The 19,827-nt window shown below is 71.5% G+C and carries 15 protein-coding genes; 12 read left to right on the forward strand and 3 right to left on the reverse strand.

From position 1 onward, the window contains the following. Window positions 1-19: 19 nt before the first annotated feature. The 6 genes from IL992_RS09175 to IL992_RS09200 all read left to right on the forward strand — a co-directional run bounded on the left by IL992_RS09175 (window position 20) and on the right by IL992_RS09200 (window position 5,244). On the forward strand, window positions 20-733 hold the full coding sequence (locus IL992_RS09175; RefSeq protein WP_193202883.1) for a YggS family pyridoxal phosphate-dependent enzyme: 714 nt from the start codon (window positions 20-22) through the stop codon (window positions 731-733). A gap of 134 nt (window positions 734-867) precedes the next feature. After that, window positions 868-1,395 (forward strand): cell division protein SepF, encoded by a 528-nt coding sequence (locus tag IL992_RS09180; protein WP_079318306.1) that lies wholly within the window; start codon window positions 868-870, stop codon window positions 1,393-1,395. 104 nt (window positions 1,396-1,499) lie between these two features. Further along, window positions 1,500-1,766 (forward strand): YggT family protein, encoded by a 267-nt coding sequence (locus IL992_RS09185; RefSeq protein ID WP_205829672.1) that lies wholly within the window; start codon window positions 1,500-1,502, stop codon window positions 1,764-1,766. A 49-nt stretch (window positions 1,767-1,815) separates the two neighbouring features. Next, window positions 1,816-2,679, forward strand: a complete 864-nt coding sequence (locus tag IL992_RS09190; protein ID WP_079318308.1) for a DivIVA domain-containing protein — start codon at window positions 1,816-1,818, stop codon at window positions 2,677-2,679. 46 nt (window positions 2,680-2,725) lie between these two features. Further along, a complete protein-coding gene (locus IL992_RS09195) occupies window positions 2,726-4,780 on the forward strand; it encodes a hypothetical protein (RefSeq protein WP_193202884.1) in 2,055 nt (684 codons plus the stop codon). Between the two features lie 278 nt (window positions 4,781-5,058). Further along, window positions 5,059-5,244, forward strand: a complete 186-nt coding sequence (locus IL992_RS09200) for a DUF3099 domain-containing protein (protein ID WP_319018442.1) — start codon at window positions 5,059-5,061, stop codon at window positions 5,242-5,244. A 99-nt stretch (window positions 5,245-5,343) separates the two neighbouring features. On the opposite strand, the gene ileS is transcribed toward IL992_RS09200, so the two are convergent. Further along, complete coding sequence (gene ileS / locus IL992_RS09205) at window positions 5,344-8,529, reverse strand: isoleucine--tRNA ligase (protein ID WP_193202885.1); 3,186 nt, start codon at window positions 8,527-8,529, stop codon at window positions 5,344-5,346. A gap of 670 nt (window positions 8,530-9,199) precedes the next feature. Between ileS and IL992_RS09210 the strand changes: the two genes are divergently transcribed. From IL992_RS09210 to IL992_RS09225, 4 genes are all read left to right on the forward strand, one after another. Further along, a complete protein-coding gene (locus IL992_RS09210; RefSeq protein WP_193202886.1) occupies window positions 9,200-9,595 on the forward strand; it encodes a TraR/DksA family transcriptional regulator in 396 nt (131 codons plus the stop codon). Between the two features lie 5 nt (window positions 9,596-9,600). Next, window positions 9,601-10,212 (forward strand): signal peptidase II, encoded by a 612-nt coding sequence (gene lspA / locus IL992_RS09215; protein WP_319018443.1) that lies wholly within the window; start codon window positions 9,601-9,603, stop codon window positions 10,210-10,212. Further along, window positions 10,205-11,134, forward strand: a complete 930-nt coding sequence (locus IL992_RS09220) for an RluA family pseudouridine synthase (RefSeq protein ID WP_193202887.1) — start codon at window positions 10,205-10,207, stop codon at window positions 11,132-11,134. The genes lspA and IL992_RS09220 overlap by 8 nt, the downstream gene beginning before the upstream one ends. Before the next feature lie 74 nt (window positions 11,135-11,208). Then, on the forward strand, window positions 11,209-11,529 hold the full coding sequence (locus IL992_RS09225) for an OsmC family protein (RefSeq protein WP_226872574.1): 321 nt from the start codon (window positions 11,209-11,211) through the stop codon (window positions 11,527-11,529). On the opposite strand, the gene IL992_RS09230 is transcribed toward IL992_RS09225, so the two are convergent. Next, window positions 11,496-13,085: a serine/threonine-protein kinase gene (locus IL992_RS09230; protein WP_193202889.1), complete on the reverse strand. Its 1,590-nt coding sequence runs from the start codon at window positions 13,083-13,085 to the stop codon at window positions 11,496-11,498. The genes IL992_RS09225 and IL992_RS09230 overlap by 34 nt on opposite strands. 96 nt (window positions 13,086-13,181) lie before the next feature. Beyond that, the gene (locus IL992_RS09235; protein ID WP_193202890.1) at window positions 13,182-15,185 is read right to left on the reverse strand and encodes a serine/threonine-protein kinase; all 2,004 of its coding nucleotides are present in this window, start codon (window positions 15,183-15,185) and stop codon (window positions 13,182-13,184) included. A 296-nt stretch (window positions 15,186-15,481) separates the two neighbouring features. On the opposite strand from IL992_RS09235, the gene IL992_RS09240 reads away from it, so the two are divergent. Both IL992_RS09240 and IL992_RS09245 read left to right on the forward strand, forming a co-directional pair. Continuing rightward, a complete protein-coding gene (locus tag IL992_RS09240; RefSeq protein ID WP_226872576.1) occupies window positions 15,482-16,108 on the forward strand; it encodes an SRPBCC family protein in 627 nt (208 codons plus the stop codon). 805 nt (window positions 16,109-16,913) lie between these two features. Next, window positions 16,914-19,766 (forward strand): M14 family zinc carboxypeptidase, encoded by a 2,853-nt coding sequence (locus tag IL992_RS09245; RefSeq protein ID WP_226872577.1) that lies wholly within the window; start codon window positions 16,914-16,916, stop codon window positions 19,764-19,766. Window positions 19,767-19,827 lie beyond the last annotated feature (61 nt).

Here is a 19,827-nt window from a genome sequence, read left to right on the forward strand (position 1 = left end):
ACGGCCGGGGGCGCGGTCCGTGGGTGACCGGCGTGAGGAACTGGCCGCGGCCCTGGCCGAGGTGGAGCGGCACGTCGAGGACGCCTGCCGGGCTGCGGGCCGGTCGCGGTCGGAGATCACCCTGATCGCGGTGACGAAGACCTACCCGGCCTCCGACGTGCGGCTGCTCGCGGAGCTGGGCGTGTCGCACGTCGGCGAGAACCGCGACCAGGAGGCGGCGGCCAAGGCGGCCGAGTGCGCCGATCTCGGCCTCACGTGGCACTTCATCGGCCAGTTACAGACGAACAAGGTGCGCTCGGTCGTCTCCTACGCCGACATGGTCCACTCGGTGGACCGCCCCCGGCTGGTGGACTCGCTCAGCCGCGAGGCCGTACGTGCGGGGCGCGAGGTGGACTGTCTCATCCAGGTCGCACTCGACGCCGCACCGGGCGAGGGCGGGGCCGGGCGGGGCGGCGCCGCGCCGGAGGAGGTGCCGGCGCTCGCGGGGCTCGTCGCGAAGGCGGAGGGGCTGCGCCTGCGGGGCGTCATGGCGGTCGCACCGCTGGGGGAGGACCCGGCCGCCGCGTTCGCCCGGCTGCGGGCCGTCGCCGAGCGGGTCCGGGAGGAACACCCCGCCGCCGATGTGATATCGGCCGGGATGAGTGGAGATATCCCCCAGGCTGTGGCGAACGGCGCGACACACCTGCGAGTCGGTACGGCGTTGCTCGGCCGCAGAAAGCCCTTCGTCAGGTAATGTCCCCCAAGTGGACCATGGTGTCCGCGCTCAGGTAGAGGTCGATCAGCGGTGAGCTCCAAGGGGGGTACGGCTACCGCCCTGGCCTTCCAAAGGGACCTTGAAGGCACCAGTAACGCGGAGGACGACGAGCGATGGCCGGCGCGATGCGCAAGATGGCGGTCTACCTCGGTCTCGTGGAGGACGACCGCTACGAAGACAGGTACGCGGCAGAGTACGGCACCGACGAGGAGTACGGCGACGAGGAGTACGAGTCGCCGCGTCGCGGCTTCGCCGGGCCCTCGGGCACGCACTCCGGGCCCCTGGAGCGCGAGGACGACACCGAGACGGCCGTCCCCGCCCCGCGTCCCCCCACCACCGTGCTGGAGCGCCGTACGACCGATCTGGCGCGCATCACCACCCTGCATCCCCGCACGTACAACGAGGCGCGGACGATCGGCGAGCACTTCCGCGAGGGCACGCCGGTCATCATGAATCTGACAGAGATGGTCGACAGCGACGCCAAGCGCCTTGTCGATTTCGCGGCAGGTCTCGTCTTTGGCCTACACGGCAGCATCGAACGTGTTACCAACAAGGTGTTCCTGTTGTCCCCCGCCAACGTTGAGGTGACCGCCGAAGACAAGGCCAGAATCGCGGAACGCGGCTTCTTCAACCAGAGCTAGAGTTCCATACATGAACAGTGACCGGCTGAGCGGTGCCCGTGCGGCCCGAGGGCGGCTGGACCGAGGGGAGGCGGGGCTCGACCGTGGGGATCATTAGCGAGATCTTGGTCATCGCCCTGACCCTCTTCCTGGTTCTGCTGATCGGCAGAATGATCATAGATACGGTGCAGGCGTTCGCCCGCGCATGGCGGCCCACGGGGGTCGTCCTGGTGCTGGCGGAGGTCGTTTACACAGTGACCGACCCACCTCTCAAGTTCCTCCGCCGTTTCATTCCGCCCCTCAGGTTGGGTACGGTGGCCTTTGACCTGAGCTTCACAGTGCTGTTCATTGTGGTTTTGGTCTTGATCCAAGTCGTGAACGCGCTTCGTTGATCGGGTACCGTCCGACCGGACAGACTCCAAGCGCGCCAAGGAGACCCAAATGCCGTTGACGCCCGCCGATGTGCGGAACAAGCAGTTCAGTACCACCCGGCTGAGGCCGGGGTACGACGAGGAGGAGGTCGACGCGTTCCTCGACGAGGTCGAGGCCGAGCTGGACCGCCTCATCCAGGAGAACGAGGAACTCCGCGCGAAGCTGGCCGAGTGCCTCAGGGGCAAGGTGCCCGGGGGCATGGGCATGCCCGGATCCATGCAGATGGCGCCCGCTCCCGTGGCCGAGCCGAAGCCCGAGATGATGGCCCCCCAGCCGGAGCCGATCAAGCCTCCGGAGCCGGCCCGTCCCGAGCCGGTGCCCGTCGGCATGGGCCTGCCGCCCGCCGAGGACAACATGGACACCGCGGCCCGCGTGCTCGCCCTCGCCCAGCAGACGGCCGACCAGGCGATCGCCGACGCCCGTCGTGAGGCGGACGAGACCGTGACCCGCGCCCGGCGTGAGGCCGACGACATCCTCGGCAAGGCCCGCCGCCAGGCCGAGCAGATCATCGGCGACGCCCGCGCCCGCGCCGAGACGCTGGAGCGCGACGCCCAGGAGCGGCACCGCCAGGCCATGGGCACCCTCGTCCAGACCCGCGACGAGCTGGAGCGCAAGGTCGAGGAGCTGCGCAGCTTCGAGCGCGAGTACCGCAGCCGTCTCAAGCTGTACCTGGAGAACCAGCTCGCCGAGCTGAACGTCGCGGGTGAGGGCAGCGGAGGCTTCCCGATCGTGGGCGCCGCCCCGGCCATGGCCCACGCCGTCGCCCCCGGTCCCCAGCAGATGACCGCAGCCCCCAACCCGTTCGGTCAGGAGCCCTCGCAGCACTCCGGCGCCTTCCCCGGACCCGACGGCCCCCACAACGACCGCCGGTAAGAAGTGGCGGGTCCTCACAGGGACCCGGTAGCTCGGAGAACCCCCCGTGATCCTCATCAGTGCCGCACTGGTCCTCGCCGCAATCGTCCTGCTCATCGCGGGCGTCGTGCTGGGGACGCCCCCTCTCGTGATGTGGTCGATCGTCGTCAGCGTGCTGTCGGCGGTCTGCCTGCTGATCGGGGCACTGCTGAGGCGCCACGAGCTGTTCCCTGCCGGTGGGCGTGCCGCCGAGGGAACCGCTCCCACCCCCCAGGGTTCGTCCGTGCCCCAGCTCGCGCACGTCGGTGCCGTGAGCGGGGCGTACGGCGGAGCCCTCGCCGGGGCACCGGCGCATCCGGTGGCGACGCCCATGGTGGCGGCACCGCCGGTCACGCATCACGGGGCATTGCCCCCGCAGACCTTCCCGTCCCCGCCGCCCCAGCGGACGGGACCGATCACGCGGCCGCCGGCCGGTTCCGGCCGCGGCCTCGCCCCCGACGCGATCGTGCTCGTGATCCCCGGGCGCAAGCGCTTCCATCTGGCCACCTGCCGCCAGCTCGCCGGGCGTGAGACCGAGGAGCTCACGCACGAGGAGGCTCGCGAGGAGGGCTTCACCCCCTGCACCACCTGTCTCCCCGAGATCTCCACCCGTACGGCGGAGCCGGAGGAAACGGCACCCCGCGACGACACAGTCCGCGAGGACACGGTCCGCGACGAGATCCTGCGCGCGGAAGCCGCTCCCACGACCACCACGCCTTCGGCCGGAACCTCCGGCACGACCGGCCAGGAACCGTCCCGTCCCACGCCCGCTGATCGCGAGCCGCCCGTCGCGCGGTTCCCTCAGCCCGGCGCCCCGGGGCCGCGCCTGCCCGAGTCGTCCGCCCCCGAATCCTCCGGCCCCCAGTCGTCCGTTGCCGGCGCGTCAGGCACCATCGCGGGTGTCGCCGCCGGCGCGTCGCCGGCCGCCGTTCCGCCCGGGTCAGGTCCTTCCACCGCCGGCCCGTCCGCGTCCTCCGGCGGCAGGCCGTCCGATGACGAAGCGCGCGAGGAGCCCCGTGAGACGGCCGAGAAGGCGTCCGGGAAGACCGCTGACGCCGGCGAGGCGGATGAGCAGGACGGTCCGGCGCGCGACGCGGCCTCCGAGGCCGATGCCGGGGCCGAGGGCGACGGGCACGCACCGGTGAACTGGTTCGGCCGTGGCGCGCCGCAGGAGTCCGGCGCCGAGACAACGGTGCCGCGGCCTGCCGCCCCCACGCCGCCGTCCTCGCCTTCCGCCTCGTCCTCCACCGAGTCTTCAGAGGCGTCGTCCGGATCCTCCGCGCCGTCCTGGCCTTCTGCCACGTCATGGTCCGCACCGGCCTGGTCTCCGCCGGCGGCAGGATCGGCGTCGGGCCGGGCGGACGACGAGACGGACGACTCGCTGACCGACACCGCGGAGCACGACTGGTTCAGGCCCGGCAGGGTCCCCCTGCCGTGGGACCCCGCGCGGTCCAAGGCCGCCGGGGAGACGACGAAGGAACCCCCGTCGTCGGGGGACGGCGAGTTCGATGGACCCGCGGCCGGGGACAAGGCTCCCGGTGCGGCTGCGGCTTCGCCGCGGAAGGCCGCCTCTTCCGGGGCGGACGACGAGCAGGCCCGTGACGACCAGAGCGACTCCGGCGCCGTGGACGCACAAGCGGCGTCCCGTCCGGAGGACGCCCCCACGCCCTCGCGTGCGGGGAGCGGAAAGCCGGTGGAGCCGGCAGAGACCCCCGGATCCGGGCGCGCCGGATCCGCGGCCTCGGCCGGCTCCACCTCCGGCCCGGCACCCGCCGCTGAGAAGAGCACCGAAAAGAGGGCCGGGAAGACCGTCGAGCGGCCCGGCGGTGACTCCGACGCCGCAGCGGCGGCCTGCGGCGAGGAGGACGGCGGCGAGGCCGGAGGGGACCGCACCGCCGACGCGGCGGAGCCGTCCGCGGGCGGGGACACCCAGGTGCGGGTCATGGTCGGCACACGGCGCTACCACGAGGCCGGCTGCCCCCTGATCAGCGGGATGGGCGACTCGGGCATCGAGACCATGACGCGGGCCGAGGCCGACGAGGCCGGCCTCACTCCCTGCTCGGTCTGCCAGAACGACCGCTGACGCGTTCCCGGGTCGTACGACGGGCGCGCCGCGTCACGCACCGTGTGGCCCTGTCGACGATGAGCTGGTCAACCGCCGGTCAGACGTCACTGGCTGCATCGGCCCTGAGGAGTGTCTGGCGAATCCTGCCCGCCGCGAAGCGTTGCCGGCGACGACGAACCCGGGCCCCGCGGAAATTCCGAGCCTGCGAGGACGTTTTTGTGGGTGGGGCAACGCGGCGAGGCGCCGCCTGGGTCACGCGCATCAGGGCTTGATTTCTCAGGACCTAGGCTGGAGGCGTGCGACGTCGGCAGAAGGCGTACCTGCTGATGATGGGCACGTGCCTCACGCTGTTCGTGCTGGCCGGCGCCGTCGTCCGGATGTTCTCGACCACCGCGGCGATCGTGATGTTCGTGGTGGCACTGGTGATCCCGCCCTTCGCCGTCATCGTCGCCAACCGTCGCGGCGACGATCGCGACGACTGACGCCGTAGTCGCGAGAGCGGTTCGGGCCGGCCGCCCTCAGCCTGGTCGGTGGATACGCTGATGGGGGCCGGTCGGCGACCGGCCCCATCAGCTGCGGGATCAGGCCTTGCGGAGACGGAAGGACAGGCCGAGGTCGGCGTCCTGGTGGACCGGCAGGTCCTCGTCCGGGACGCCTTCCGTGAGGGTGGCCGCCAGGACCTCGTCGGCGACGGCGTCGCCGCCCTCGCGCAGCGCCTCGGCCAGCTCACCGTCGGCGGACCACCACAGGTGGATGCGGTCGGTGATGGACAGACCGGTGGACTTGCGGGCCTCCTGGACGAGCCGGATCACGTCGCGGACCAGGCCGGCCCGGCGCAGTTCGTCGGTGATCGCCAGGTCCAGCGCCACGGTCTCGCCGGTGCCGGTGTCCACCGCGCCGGTCTCCACGGCCCAGCCGGACTTCGGCTGCTCGGTCACGATCACGTCGTCCGCGCCCAGCTCCACCGTGCCCAGCTCTCCGGCCTCGACCGTCGCGGACCCGCCCGAGCGCAGGGCGCGGGCCAGCTCCGCCGGGTCGGCGCCCGACACGGCCGCGGCGACGAGCTTGGTCTGCGAGCCGAACCGCCTGCCGAGGCTGCGGAAGTTGGGCTTGACCGTGAACGTCACGAGGTCGGCGGAGAACCCGGACAGGTCCTCCAGCCGCTGGACGTTGAGCTCGTCGGCGATCAGCTCGCGCAGCTCGCCGGGGAGCGCGGGCCAGCCGGGGGCGCCGACCAGCGCCCGGCCGAGCGGCTGGCGGGTCTTCACCGACGACGAGGCGCGCGCCGACCGGCCCAGCTCCACGAGCCGGCGCACCAGCGCCATCCGCTCCGACAGCTCGGGGTCGAGCAGCGCGGTGTTCACCTCCGGCCAGGTGGCCAGGTGCACCGAGGCCGGGGCGTCCGGGTCGCGCAGCACGTCCCACAGGTAGTCGGTGAGGAACGGCACGAGCGGGGCCATGAGCCGGGTGACGGTCTCCAGGCACTCGTACAGCGTCGCGAAGGCCGACGCCTCACCGGACCAGAAGCGGCGGCGCGAGCGGCGGACGTACCAGTTGGACAGGTCGTCCAGGAACTCGGTGAGCCGTCGCCCGGCCCGGGCGGTGTCGAACTCCTCCATCGACGCGGTGACCTCGGCCACCGTGCGGTGCAGCTCCGCCAGCGCCCACCGGTCGATCAGCGGCCGCTCGGCGTACGCCGGGGCGTCGGCCATGCGCGCCGGCGACCACGACTCGGCGTTGGCGTAGAGCGCGAAGAACGACGCGGTGTTCCAGTAGGTCAGCAGGACCTTCCGGACGATCTCCTCCAGCGCTGCGTGGCCGATCCTGCGCGGGGCCCAGGGGGACCCGGAGGTGGCCATGTACCAGCGCAGGGCGTCGGCGCCGTGCTGGTCCATCAGCGGCATCGGGCGCAGCACGTTGCCCAGGTGCTTGCTCATCTTGCGGCCGTCCTCGGCGAGGATCAGGCCGAGGCAGAGCACGTTCTCGTACGACGACCGGCCGAACACCAGCGTGCCGACGGTCATCATCGAGTAGAACCAGCCGCGGGTCTGGTCGATCGCCTCGCAGATGAACTGGCCGGGGAAGGAGCTCTCGAAGAGGTCCTTGTTCACCAGCGGCGCGCCCCACTGGGCGAACGGCATGGCGCCCGAGTCGTACCAGACGTCGATCACGTCGGGCACCCGCCGCGCCTCGGCCTGACACAGTGCCCCTGACGCGTCTCCGACACGATGCTGACAAGGGAACGTGACGTCGTCGACGTACGGGCGGTGCGGGTCGAGGCCGGTCAGGTCGCGGCCCGCCAGCTCGCCCAGCTCCTTCAGAGAGCCGACGCAGGTGACGTGATTCTCGTCCTGTGAACAGACCCACAGCGGCAGCGGGGTGCCCCAGTAGCGGGACCGCGACAGCGCCCAATCGACGTTGTTGCGCAGCCACTCGCCGTACCGGCCGTGCTTGATCGTGTCCGGGAACCAGTTGGTGCGCTCGTTCTCGGCCAGGAGCTGGTCCTTGATCGCGGTGGTCCTGATGTACCAGGACGGGAGCGCGTAGTAGAGCAGCGGGGTGTGGCAGCGCCAGCAGTGCGGGTAACTGTGCTCGAAGTGCTCGCCGCGGAACAGCAGGCCCCGCTCGCGCAGGTTCTCCGTCAGCGGTTCGTCGGCGTCCTTGAAGAACAGGCCGCCGACGAACGGCACGTCCGGCAGGAAGCGCCCGTCCGGGCCGATCGGGTTCACCACCGGCAGGCCGTAGCGCTTGCAGACCGTCATGTCGTCGGCGCCGAATGCGGGGGCCTGGTGCACCAGGCCGGTGCCGTCCTCGACCGTGACGTACGTGCCGAGCACGACGTAGTGGGCGTCCTCGATGTCCACCAGGTCGAAGGGACGCCGGTAGGCGGTGTGCTCCAGCTCGGAGCCCTGGTAGGTCGCCAGCACCTCGGCGTCCTCGCCGAGGACCCGCCGCAGCAGCGGCTCGGCCACCACCAGCACCTCGTCACCGCGCCGGGCCGCGACGTACGTCACGTCGGGGTGCACGGCGACGGCGGTGTTGGACACCAGGGTCCAGGGCGTGGTGGTCCAGATCAGCAGCGACGCGCCCATCTGGGCCAGGGGACCGGAGACGACGGGCATCCGGACGTACACCGAAGGGCTCGAGACGGTCTCGTAGCCGCCGGGCTGGCCGAGCTCGTGGTCGGACAGGCCGGTGCCGCACCGGGGGCAGTAGGGCGTGATCCGGTGGTCGCGGAACAGCAGGCCCTTGTCCCAGACGACCTTGAGCGACCACCAGACGGCCTCCACGTACTGGGGGTCCATCGTGCGGTAGGCCTGGGACATGTCGACCCAGTAGCCCATCCGCTCGGTCATCTCCTCGAACGCGTCCACGTGCCGCAGCACGGACTCGCGGCAGCGCGCGTTGAACTCGGCGATGCCGTACGACTCGATCTCGGGCTTGCCGGACAGGCCGAGTTCCTTCTCGACGGCGACCTCGACGGGCAGGCCGTGGCAGTCCCAGCCGGCCTTGCGGGGGACGTGGTAGCCGCGCATCGACTTGTAGCGGGGAAAGACGTCCTTGAAGACGCGTGCCTCGACGTGGTGGACGCCGGGCATGCCGTTGGCGGTCGGCGGGCCCTCGTAGAACACCCAGGAGGGGCCGTCGGCGTTCTGCTCGAGCGAGCGCTCGAAGACCTTCCCGTCCCGCCAGCGTTCGAGGACCTCGTGCTCGAGGGCCGGCAGGTCGACCTGCGCGGGAAGTGAGCGGAAATAGTGGGAAGACATCGTCGGGCGGGACCTCCACGCGGTGGCTGTGACAGCGCTGCTGACATGGCGTGAAGGGACGAAGCCGGGTGCGACTCCGCGGTACCACCCTTCTTGACGCCCGGGCCGAGCCGGGCGCCCTCTCGTTTTCTCTCCGCTGCCGGTTCTACTCGGCCGGGACGGCCTTTCTTCCGGCGGCTCCGGGGTGATCTTCCCTTCGCGGCCCGCCCCGGGCTCACACCGTCCCCGGGTCGCTGAGCGGGCGGATGCGGAGGTACTCGTCCCCATCAACACCGTGCAGACTAAGACGATAACGCAACCCGGCCGGAAGGGCTTCCCGATATACGGGCGACGTCCGGAGTGAGACCCGGCTCGTCGCGGGAATACGTGGGAGGAACACGCGGAGACTCCGCGATTGTTGTGAGGGTGGGCACGGCTGTCGCCTGGCATTCGGGGCATGGGGTCTGGGCGGCACCACCCGCGGCACCGTCCGCGACAAACTGATCGAAACAGAGGGCGACGAGGAGGAGCTGGCCGAATGCGCCCATCCGGTCACGGGTGGGGTAAAAGCCTCGGCGAGTCCGTTGCCGATCCGTTATCGGCGACTTATTCTGCCCGGACCGGCTCGAAACACACCCGCCTCGAAGGGTGTCCTGGGCTCGAAGGGTTCTGGGCGAAGGGGAGGCCCGCAATGACGACGCGCACGGCGAGAACCGCCACCAGTGACGACGTCTGGTCCGACGAGGAGCTCGCCGAGGTCCGCGAGCGGCTGCGGCACGAGATCGAGGAGTTGCGCGCCGACATCGCCCGGGCGGAGGAGCAGCTCGCGTCCGGGGACGTGAGCCAGGGCGCGGGGGACGATCCGGCGGACGCCGGAGCCAAGACGTATGAGCGTGAGCGTGAGATCGCCCTTACCCTGAATGCGCGCGACCTGCTCGCGCAGAACGAGCGGGCGATCGCCCGCGTCGAGGCAGGGACTTACGGAGAGTGCGAATCGTGCCACAAGCCGATCGGCAAGGAGCGCCTGCGGGCATTCCCGAGGGCGACGCTGTGCGTAGCGTGCAAGCAACGGGAGGAGCGTCGCTGAGCGGCGTGCCGGCGAGGCCCAACCGGGCGCGGAGGATCGCTCTCCTCGTCGTCGTCGCGGCGGTCGTGTACGCGCTCGACCAGGTCAGCAAGTTCCTCGTCGTGGAGTTCCTGGAGCACGAGGAGCCTCTGACCGTCGTGCCCGGCGCGCTGGTGCTGACCGTGATCCGCAACGCCGGCGCCGCCTTCAGCATCGGCACCGGCATGACGATCGTGTTCACGGTGATCGCGCTGGGCGTCGTCGTCGCGATCGTGCGTACGGCGCGGCAGTTGCGCAGCCTGCCCTGGGCGATCACGCTCGGCCTGCTGCTGGGCGGGGCGCTCGGCAACCTGACCGACCGCATCCTCCGGTCGCCCGCCCCGTTCCAGGGGCACGTGGTCGACTTCATCCAGGTGTTCCCGGTCACCCGCTTCCCGGTGTTCAACCTCGCCGACTCGGGCATCGTGTGCGGCGGCGTGCTCGCCGTGTTCCTCGCCTGGCGCGGTTACCAGATCGACGGCACCCGCCAGACGGACGAGTCCGCCGAGGACCGCACGCAGGACCATGCGCAAAACCACGCGGAGGGCGAGGCGGACACGCAGGCCGGTGAGCCGGCGGGGGAGCGGGCCGATGGGTGACCAGCGCAGCCTGCCCGTGCCGGACGGCCTGGAGGGCGAGCGCCTCGACGCCGCCCTGGCCAGGCTTTTCGGCTTCTCCCGCACCCGCGCGGCCGAACTGATCGCCTCGGGGGACGTGCTCGTCGACGGCGCCGTCCCGGCGAAGTCCGACCGCGTCCACGCCGGGGCCTGGCTGGACGTCACGATCCCGCCGCCGCCCGCCGCGCCGATGCCCGTGGCCGAGCCCGTGCCGGGCATGACGATCCTGTACGAGGACGACGACATCGTCGTGGTGAGCAAGCCGATCGGCGTGGCGGCGCACCCGACCGTCGGCTGGACCGGCCCCACCGTGATCGGCGGCCTGCTCGGCGGCGGCCACCGGGTGTCCACGAGCGGCGCGGCCGAGCGGCAGGGCATCGTGCACCGGCTCGACGCCAACACCACCGGGGTCATGGTCGTCGCCAAGAGCGAGCGAGCCTACTCCCACCTCAAGCGGGCGTTCAAGGAACGCACCGTCGACAAGCGTTACCACGCGCTCGTCCAGGGACACATGGACCCGCTGCGGGGCACCGTGGACGCCCCGATCGACCGGCATCCGTCGGGCGACGGGCGCTTCGCGGTGGTGGCCGGGGGCAAGGACTCGGTCACGCACTACGACACGATCGAGGCGTTCCGGGCGGCGTCGCTGCTCGACATCAAGCTGGAGACGGGCAGGACCCACCAGATCCGGGTCCACATGGCCGCGCTCAGGCACCCGTGCGTGGGAGACCTGCTGTACGGCGCCGACCCCACCCTCGCCGCCCGCCTCGGCGTGGGCCGGCAGTGGCTGCACGCGGTCTCGCTGTCGTTCGAGCACCCGGCGACGGGGGAGTGGATGACCTTCACCAGCGACTACCCCGCGGACCTGGCCCACGCGCTGGAGATCCTCGCGGACGAAGGCTGACGCGGCACTCCAGGTCGTGCTCACCGAACAGCCGGGCGGCCGTCTCGAGGATGCGCTGCCCGACGCCGGGCGCCGTGACCTCCTCGGACGGCGAACTGGACGTCCAGTTCGCGATGCAGAAGGAACTGGGCGGCAACGGCGACGGCACCAATACCGAGCAGCTCTTCGCGGCGGGCTACGCCGCCCGCTTCGCGACGTCGCTGAAACCGGTGGCGGGCCAGAAGAACCTGGACGCCTCCGAGGCGTCGGTCACGGCCGAGGTGGGGCTGTCCCCCAATGGCAAGGGCGGCTACCGGTTGGAGGCCATCCTGCGCGTGCGGCTACCCGCCGGCCTCTCCTCGGCAGAGGCTCACGCCGGAAGTCAGGCATCCAGGTCGTTTTCCGGCTGGGTGTAGCCGTCGGGGATGTCACCGGTGTCGTCCGTGGTGGCCTCCTGGCCCTCGCCTTTTCCCTGGCCCCCACCCTTGCCCTGGGACGGCTCGGCGCTTCCGCCGCCGTTCCCGGGCTTGGACGTGGAGGGCGTCCCCTTGCCGGATCCCTTACCCGTCTGCTTGCCGGGGGGAGACTTCTTGGGCTCGCCCGCACCCTTGGACGGGGCCCCGGTGGGCTTGCCCTTGGGCTTTCCCCCGCCTTGCTTCTCGGGTGACCTCCCCGTGGACCTGTCCGCGGGCCAGCCGCGATCCTCCGTACGGTGCCCGCCGGCGGCGCCGCTTCCGGTGTTCGCCACCGGCTGGGAAGCCGTCTTCTCCGCCCCGCGGCTCTCGGTCCGCCTGCCGGTCTCGGCGCTCCTGGGGCCGGCGGTCTTCGTCGCGAAGACCGTCACCGTGGGCGTGCTCACCACGGCGGTGCCCCTCGGGTCGGCCGGAAGTCTGGCGGTGGCGAACGCGATGGCGCCGGCCGCCAGCCCGACGAAGGCGACGAGTGCTCCGGAGCCCGCCGCCAGCGCCCAGGGACTGCGGTGCCGGCCCACCGGTGTGGGCACGGGCACCGGGACCGGCGTCGGGGTGCCCTCGCGGAGGGGCACGGGCGTGGACATGGAAGCCGAAGGCGTGGTGTCGAAGATGGGCATCAGGCGGGCGAGCCGGGGCGGCTGCCGCGGGCGCGGCACGACCGGGCCGGTCACCTGGCCGGTGGCCACGGCGTGCAGGTGCTGGGCGGCGTAGTCCGCGGTCATCCTGCGGTCCGGGTCCTTGACGAGCAGGCCCTCGATCACCGGTGCGAGCGGCCCGGCGTTGTGCATCGGGCCCGCGTCCTCGTACATGACCGCGGCCAGCGTCGCCAGCGCGTGACCTCGGTGGAACGGCGAGCGCCCCTCGATCGCCATGAACAGCGTCACTCCGAGCGACCACAGGTCCGACGCCCGCTGGGCCTGCCGTCCCGCCGCGCGCTCCGGGGCGATGAACGCCGGGGTGCCGATCAGCATGCCGGTGCGGGTGACCGGGGAGTCGTCCTCCATCGCGGCGATGCCGAAGTCCGTCAGCACGACCCGCCCGTCGTCGGCGAGCAGCACGTTGTCGGGTTTGACGTCCCGGTGCAGAACCCCGTTCGCGTGGGCGACGCGCAGCGCGGCCAGCACCTGGGACCCGATCTCCGCCACCCGCCGCGGCGGCAGGGGGCCCTCCTCGCGGATGACCGATCCCAGCGTCCGGGACGGGATCAGTTCGAGGACGATCCAGGGGTAGCCGTTCTCCTCGAAGGCGTCGTACACTGCCGCCACGCTCGGATGGCTCAACCGCCCGGCGGCCCTGGCCTCGCGGAAGGTCCTGATGGTGAAGACCTCCCGCTCCGGGCCGGTGAGCTCGGCCGACGCGAGCAGTTCCTTGACGGCGACCTCTCGTTCGAGCACCTGGTCGACGGCTCGCCACACGGTGCCCATGCCGCCCCGCCCCAGCGGCTCGATCAGGCGATAGCGTCCTGCCACGACACGTTCGGAGGTCTGCGCTTCAGCCATGGTTGTCGCGCTACCCGTCTTGGGCGAACGCATGCGACATCGTTACTGTTCTGGGGCGAAATTCCCCTTGGCCTGCGGATCTTCACCGAATCGTTATTACGGCCGGAAGGTGCGCGTAAAGGCGTTGAAGTAGGACAAACCGGAAGTCCATCGGGAGTCGGCGACCTGCCAGTAGAGGGCGACGCAGCGGCCGTCGTCGAGCCGGAAGGCGCGGTCGAGCACCCGCACCTTGCCGGCGTCGGTCGTGTGGGTGAACTCCCAGTCGGCGGAGGGAACACCGAGGTAGTTTCCGGAGGCGAGGCCGATGCGCTCGTAGCCGCGCAGGTATCCCTTCTTGGTCGAGGCCGCCTCGACCGTGCGCAGCGCGGCCACCGGGTCCGTGGTCTCCCAGGGGGTGAAGTCGACCTGCAGGTAGTCCCGCCCGCTCGGGTCGTGGAAGCGTACCCGGGTGGCCTCCCTGTGGAACGGGACCCAGCCGGAGGGCAGGGCGATCGAGAAGCCCAGCGGGTCGCGGTGGGTCTTCCACCCCTTGGGCAGTGTGGCCGCCGTCGGCCTGGGGGGTTCCGGCGACGGCTCCTCCGACGGCTCTTTCGTCGGCGGTGCGGACGGCTCGCCGGAGGCGCTCGGCTCGGTGTCCCCGGGGGTGGGGTCGGAACCCGTGTGATCGGAGCCCGAGGTATCGGAGCCCAAGGTGGGATCGGTGCCCGACGGCGTGAGGTCCTCGGCGACGGTCCCGCTGCCGGCCAGCGTGCGGTAGCCGTACCAGCCGCCCGCGACGACGGCCACGAGCAGCAGCGGTAACAGGATGAGCAAGGTCACCTTGGCGGACTTGGCGGCGGAGCCGCGCCGCGGAGGGCGCGCACCCGGTGCGGCGTACGCGCCGGGGCGGCTCCCCGGCGGGACGGCAGGTCCGCCGGGACCCGCATGGCCCATCTGGGCCCCTTGGCCGCCCGGACTCGTGGGGTAGCCTGCCATGCCCGGGCCGCCGCCTGGGCCGGTCGGCCCCGCCTGACCGGCGGTCCCCGGCCAGGAGGCGGAGCCGCCGGACTGGTGCGGGCCGCCGTACGACTGGGCACCGTACGGCTGAGGGGGGCCGGCCGGGCTCTGACTCCAGGACCCGGGCTGCCCCGGCTGTGCCGGGACGGACGGCGCACTGTCCACGCTGTTCCAGCCGGAGGGGGTCTGCGGCCACGGGCCGGAAGGCTGCGGCGGGCCGGACGGCGCGCCGCTCCAGGAACCGGGCTCCGGCCGGATCTCCGGGGAACTGTGCGCGGCGGCGGATCCCGGCCCGGCAGCCATGGCGGCGTTGAGCAGGGCGGCCGTCTCGGCCGCGCCGATCCGCCGGGCCGGGTCCTTGCGCAGCAGGCCTTCGAGCACCGGCGTCAGGGCGCCCGCCCGCTGGGGCGGAGCCGGGTCGTCGTGCAGGATGGCCGCCATCGTGGCCACCGGGGAGTTGCGGTCGAAGGGTGTCCTGCCCTCGACCGCGGCGTACAGCGTCGCGCCGAGGGACCACAGGTCGGACTCGGGGGTCGCGGGATGGCCGTTCAGCCGCTCGGGCGGCATGAACGCGGGGGTGCCGGTGATGCCGCCCGTCATGGTCAGCCCGGCCTCCTCCGGCATCGTCGCGATGCCGAAGTCCGTCAGCACCACCCGGGTCTCCCCGTTGAGCAGCACGTTCTCCGGCTTGACGTCCCTGTGGAGCACTCCCGCGGCGTGCGCGGTGCACAGCGCGTCGAGCACCTGCAGGCCGATCGCGGCGACCCGGCCGGGCGGGAGGGCGCCCTGCTCGCGCAGCAGCTGCCCCAGCGAGCGCGACTGCACCAGCTGCATCACGATCCAGGGGCGGCCGTCCTCCTCGATCACGTCGTGGACGACGACGACGTTCGGATGGTCGATGCGGCCCGCCGCCCGCGCCTCGCGGATGGTGCGCCGGTTGAACATCTCCCTGTCCTCTTCCGAGGTGGGGTGGTAGAGCACCTCTTTCACGGCCACCGTGCGGTCGAGCAGGTCGTCGTGGGCACGCCAGACCACGCCCATGCCTCCGCGGCCGATCGGTTCGAGCAGGTGATACCTGCCCGCCACCCGACGCTCCTCGTCCACCCTGTCCTCCTTGAAACTCCCTGAATGGTCCCACAGCCCGGCGCGCGGCCGTCCGTTTTCGATCTCAGGAGGCGGTGAAGGCGGCGCGGCCTGACCCCGCTGTTCCGACAGCACGTGCGCCCCTACGGCGAGGTCCGGCTGGATCTGAACACCGGGCTGAGCATCGGCTGGTGGGGTCGGTCCCTGCTTCGAGGCGCTTCTGATTTTTCTGTGGTGGTGTCGAATGGCGTCGAGCGCGTTCGTAGCCAAGGTGAGAGGCCGGCAACGGGCCGGTCGCCACTCACCGGAGGCCCACGATGTCGGTCATCACCGTCGGTCCCGCGAGGCCGCTGATCCACCGGCGGCCTGACCGCCGCGGCGGCGACCTGACGCACGTGGTCGCCGTCGCGATCGTGATCCGGCCATCTGCCGCCGCACTGTCCGCGCCAAGGAGCGTGCACACCGTGAACCAAGAGAACGTGAGCGCCACCCTGACGGTCGCCGTGCCCGCCGCGAGGGTCTTCGCGGTGCTGGCCGACCCGACGACCCATTCCGCGATCGATGGCACCGGCTGGGTTCAGGAAGCCGTCGACCAGGCGCCGCTGACCGAGGTGGGGCAGATCTTCCGGATGGACATGCATCACGCCGACCATCCGAACGGCGACTACCAGGTGGTCAACAAGGTCGAGGTGCTCGATTGGCCGCGCGCCATCGGCTGGCTGACGGGGCAGGAGAAGGGCGACGGTCAGCTGGAGTTCGGCGGCTGGATCTGGCGTTACGACCTGGCGCCGCTCGGTCCGTCCGAGACCGAGGTCACGCTCACCTATGACTGGTCGGGGGTGCCGCAGTTCATCCGGGAGCGAGGCATCCAGTTCCCGCCGTTCGGCCCTGAGCATCTCATCAACTCGCTGCACCACCTGGCCGAGCTTGTCTCCGCCAGGTGATGTCGTCGTCCAAGACGACCAGCAGAAGCTTGGCAGGGGACCGCAGGGGGTCGTGGTGAGGAGGAGGCCGGCCAGCAGGCGGTCGCGTAGGGCGTCGCCGCGGATGCCGAGCTCGGGGAGGTCGTCGGGGCCGGAGGCGCCGGTGACCAGCAGGTCGGGCACGAGGAGGCGGCTGAGCGGGACCTCGGGCGCCGGGTCGACCAGGCCGCCGATGGAGGCGGTGGACAGGTGCACGTTCCCTTCGACAGCCCGCGCCGCTCGAACAGGTCCACCGCATCGCCCCAGGCGAGGTAACTCGATCGCATTCGCGCGACCAAGCAGTGAAACGCACCCGTGACGGGCGGCAGCCGGGTGAGCATGTTCCTTTCGGACCTTTCGGGCCGTCCGGGGCGGCCCAGAAGGCGGTCTCGGCGTCCATCGGCGCCGTCGTCATCGCGGCCACAGGACGCGGCACGGATCGCTCGGATGCCGCTCCATCGAATGGAGCGGGCGCGACCGCCGGAGCTCGAGGAGAACGCGCCCAACGCCGAGATCGAGGGGTGCACCGCGGTGGGCCGTGACCACCGGCCGAAGCGGGCGAACCCGATGCCCAGTTGTTATCGGACGTTATAAAAGGACGATTCGGTCAGACAATGCCACATTGACATGCGGAAACGCCATTGCTCACAGTTTCCATCCGGGTGTGGTTATATTTCGCGGCGTCTTGTCCGGTTTATTCCCTTCTAATACTGTCCGCAGTGACTTTGTCGTTTCCCGGACGGGTGCTCCCCCGAGACATCCCCCCGTCCCCCCGCCTGGAGGCGAGATGCGGTTACGCACGACGTTGTGCGGAAGATCCCCCTACGGCATGGCGCTCGGCGTCGCGGTCCTGGTGTCGGCCACGCTCACGCTGACGCCCGCGTCCCCCGCGCAGGCCGACCCGGCCGACGCGCGTAAAGCGCCCGAACGGTGCAGCACCGACCCGAACGCCCACCTGGGCGAGGTCCCGGCTCCCGAGCAGTTCTTCGGCTTCCCGCTGGGCAAGGGACAGCCCCGGGTGCTCACGACCGAAGAGATCAAGAAGTACGTGGAAGCCGTGGGAGGCGCCTCGGACCGCGTGGTCACGGGCACCGTGGCACACAGCGTGACCGGCCAGGACCTGCCGTACGCCATCGTGTCGAATTCCCACAACATGGTCCCGGGGCAGCTCAAGAAGGTCGCGGACCAGATCCGTTCGCTGCGCGACCCGAGGTCGCTTCGGGCGGACAAGGCGGCGCGCATCGCCGACGACTCGCCCGCCATCGTCTGGATCGCCGGCAACGTGCACGGCGGCGAGAAGAGCGGCGCCGACGCCGCGCTCAAGACCTTGTACGAGCTGGCCAGCGGCCTGTCCTGCGACGTGGCCAAGCGCAACGACAACCTGGTCACGGTCATCGTGCCGACCCAGAACCCGGACGGCCGCGACGCGAGCCGCAGGCAGAACGAGTACGGCTTCGACCTCAACCGGGACTGGTTCGCCCGCACCCAGCCGGAGACCGACGGCAAGATCGAGATGTTGCGTCAGTACCCGCCGCAGGTCTTCGTCGACGCGCACGAGATGGGCGGGCGGCAGTACTTCTTCCCGCCCAACGCCGACCCGATCCACCACGAGATCGCCGACCAGCCGGTGAACTGGATCAACCGCATCGGCGCGGCGAACGCGGCGGGCTTCGGCTTCAACGGCGCCTGCGGCGGCGCGGTCACCACCGAGTGCTACTTCAACTACGCGACGTACGACCTGTTCTACATGGGCTACGGCGACACCGTCCCGGCCGCGGGCTTCGGCGCCGCCGGGATGACGTTCGAGAAGGGCAGTTCCTCGGCGGTCGAGGACCGGGTGCAGCAGCAGTTCAACACCCAGTGGGCGACGACGGGCTGGGCCGCCGACAACCGGCGCGAGGTCCTGAACGGCTACTACTCGATCTGGCGGACCGCGCTCGCCGAGGGTGCCGCGGGCGCCCTGGAGCCGAACGAGGTCGTCCAGCCGACCAACACCGTCCGGTTCCCGGTGCCCGACATCACGATCCGGTCGTACTTCCTGCTGCCCGACCGGCAGCTCGGCGACGTGCGCCGGCTGGTCGAGCGGCTGCGCCGCATGGACGTCGAGGTCTACCGGGTGAGCAAGCCCGTGAAGGTGCCCTCCGCGCGGGTCTTCGGCGGCCGGACGGCCAGTGACGTGACGGTCCCCGAAGGGGCCTACTGGATCCCGATGGACCAGCCGCAGAAGCACTGGATCCAGGCGGTCATGGCGGAGGACCCGTACGTCCCGTTCCCCTACTTCTACGACGTCTCCTCGTGGAGCAACCCGCTGCTCGCGGGCGTGAACACCATCTCCACCGGCGACGTGCTGTCGCCGAAGGCCGACCTCGTCAAGGACGTCGACGGCGGGGTGGCCTCCGCCGCGCCCCGGGGCGGGTCGTACTCCTACCCGATGGACTCGGCCGCCGCGTCCGAGCTGACCTTCCGGCTGCTCGGCGCGGGCGTGCCGCTCACGCGCGACGACCGGACCGGGGTCGTCAGCCTGCCCGCCACGGCGATGAACCGCGGCGAGCTGGACAAGCTGGCCCGCTCGCTGGGCGTGACGGTCGAGGGCGGCCGCGCCCCGGCCTCCGGCGCTTCGCTGCGCACGCCCGACGTCGGCCTGTTCGCCGGCACCGGAGTCTCCACCACCTCCGGCTCGTACGGCGAGGCCCGCTACGTGCTCGGCGCCCGCTGGGGCCTCGGGCTCACGCCGGTGACCACGGCCGACGTCAACGGCAACACCCCGGCCTTCACCGAGCGGACCGTCCTGCTCGTCCCGGACGGCAGCAGCGCGAACGGCGGGCTGACCGCGCAGGGCCTGGCCAACCTCAGGCAGTGGGTGGCCGCGGGCGGCACGTACGTCGGGCTGCGCAACGAGGGCACCCGGGTCGCCAGGGCCGCCGGCCTCACCTCCACGACCGAGAAGGCCAAGCCGACCGGCTACCAGGTCATCGGCTCGCACTTCCGGGTGGACGTGGCCCAGGGCAGCCCGGTGTCGCTCGGCCGCCCGGCGGAGGACTTCCAGTTCAACAACGGCGACCCGATCCTCAACCCCAGCCAGACCGGGGTGAACGTGCTCACCTACCCCTCGGATGACACGTTCTGGTCCAACGGCTACACGGTGGGGGCGGAGGCGCTCAAGGGCACGGCCTCTCTCGTCGACGAGCCGACCGGCGCCGGACACGCCGTGCTGTTCGCGTACAACCCGCTGTTCAGGGCGTACAACGAGAACGGCATCCACCTCCTCGCCAACGCGCTGCTGTATCCGGCGGGCGCGCCGCAGGCGCCGCACGCGTCGCCCGGGGCGAAGCAGCGCATCGCTTCGGCACAGCCGGAGACGGAGTCCCTGCGCAGCGCCGCGGCGACGGCGGAGGAGCCGCCGAACCTCGGCGGGGAGTGGCGGCCGATCGTCATCCAGGTGGCCGACGCCGACCTCGTGCGGACCCGGGCGGTGGTCGAGCGCTACACGGACACGGCGCTGACCGCCTCCGCGGACGGCTCGTCCTACATCACGATCCCGAACCCGGACGGACTGTCCGCCGACGAGCACCCGTTCGTCCGCGACCTGGTCCGCGACCTCGGCGCGGCGGGCATCCCGCTCCGCTCCGTCGTCGCCTGATCTCACGCAAAGAACCGGACCGGGCGGCCGGCCCCCGGCCGCCCGGTCCGTCGAAAGGACT

It is taken from the genome of Microbispora sitophila (genome assembly GCF_014892245.1).
Classification (GTDB): domain Bacteria; phylum Actinomycetota; class Actinomycetes; order Streptosporangiales; family Streptosporangiaceae; genus Microbispora; species Microbispora siamensis.

Excerpts from the sequence above, each read along its gene's own strand:
- IL992_RS09180 (WP_079318306.1), top strand. The coding sequence starts at position 868 with ATGGCCGGCGCGATGCGCAAGATGGCGGTCTACCTCGGTCTCGTGGAG.
- IL992_RS09190 (WP_079318308.1), top strand. The coding sequence starts at position 1,816 with ATGCCGTTGACGCCCGCCGATGTGCGGAACAAGCAGTTCAGTACCACC.
- ileS (WP_193202885.1), bottom strand. The coding sequence starts at position 8,529 with ATGTCTTCCCACTATTTCCGCTCACTTCCCGCGCAGGTCGACCTGCCG.
- IL992_RS09210 (WP_193202886.1), top strand. The coding sequence starts at position 9,200 with ATGACGACGCGCACGGCGAGAACCGCCACCAGTGACGACGTCTGGTCC.
- IL992_RS09220 (WP_193202887.1), top strand. The coding sequence starts at position 10,205 with ATGGGTGACCAGCGCAGCCTGCCCGTGCCGGACGGCCTGGAGGGCGAG.
- IL992_RS09230 (WP_193202889.1), bottom strand. The coding sequence starts at position 13,085 with ATGGCTGAAGCGCAGACCTCCGAACGTGTCGTGGCAGGACGCTATCGC.
- IL992_RS09240 (WP_226872576.1), top strand. The coding sequence starts at position 15,482 with ATGTCGGTCATCACCGTCGGTCCCGCGAGGCCGCTGATCCACCGGCGG.
- IL992_RS09245 (WP_226872577.1), top strand. The coding sequence starts at position 16,914 with ATGCGGTTACGCACGACGTTGTGCGGAAGATCCCCCTACGGCATGGCG.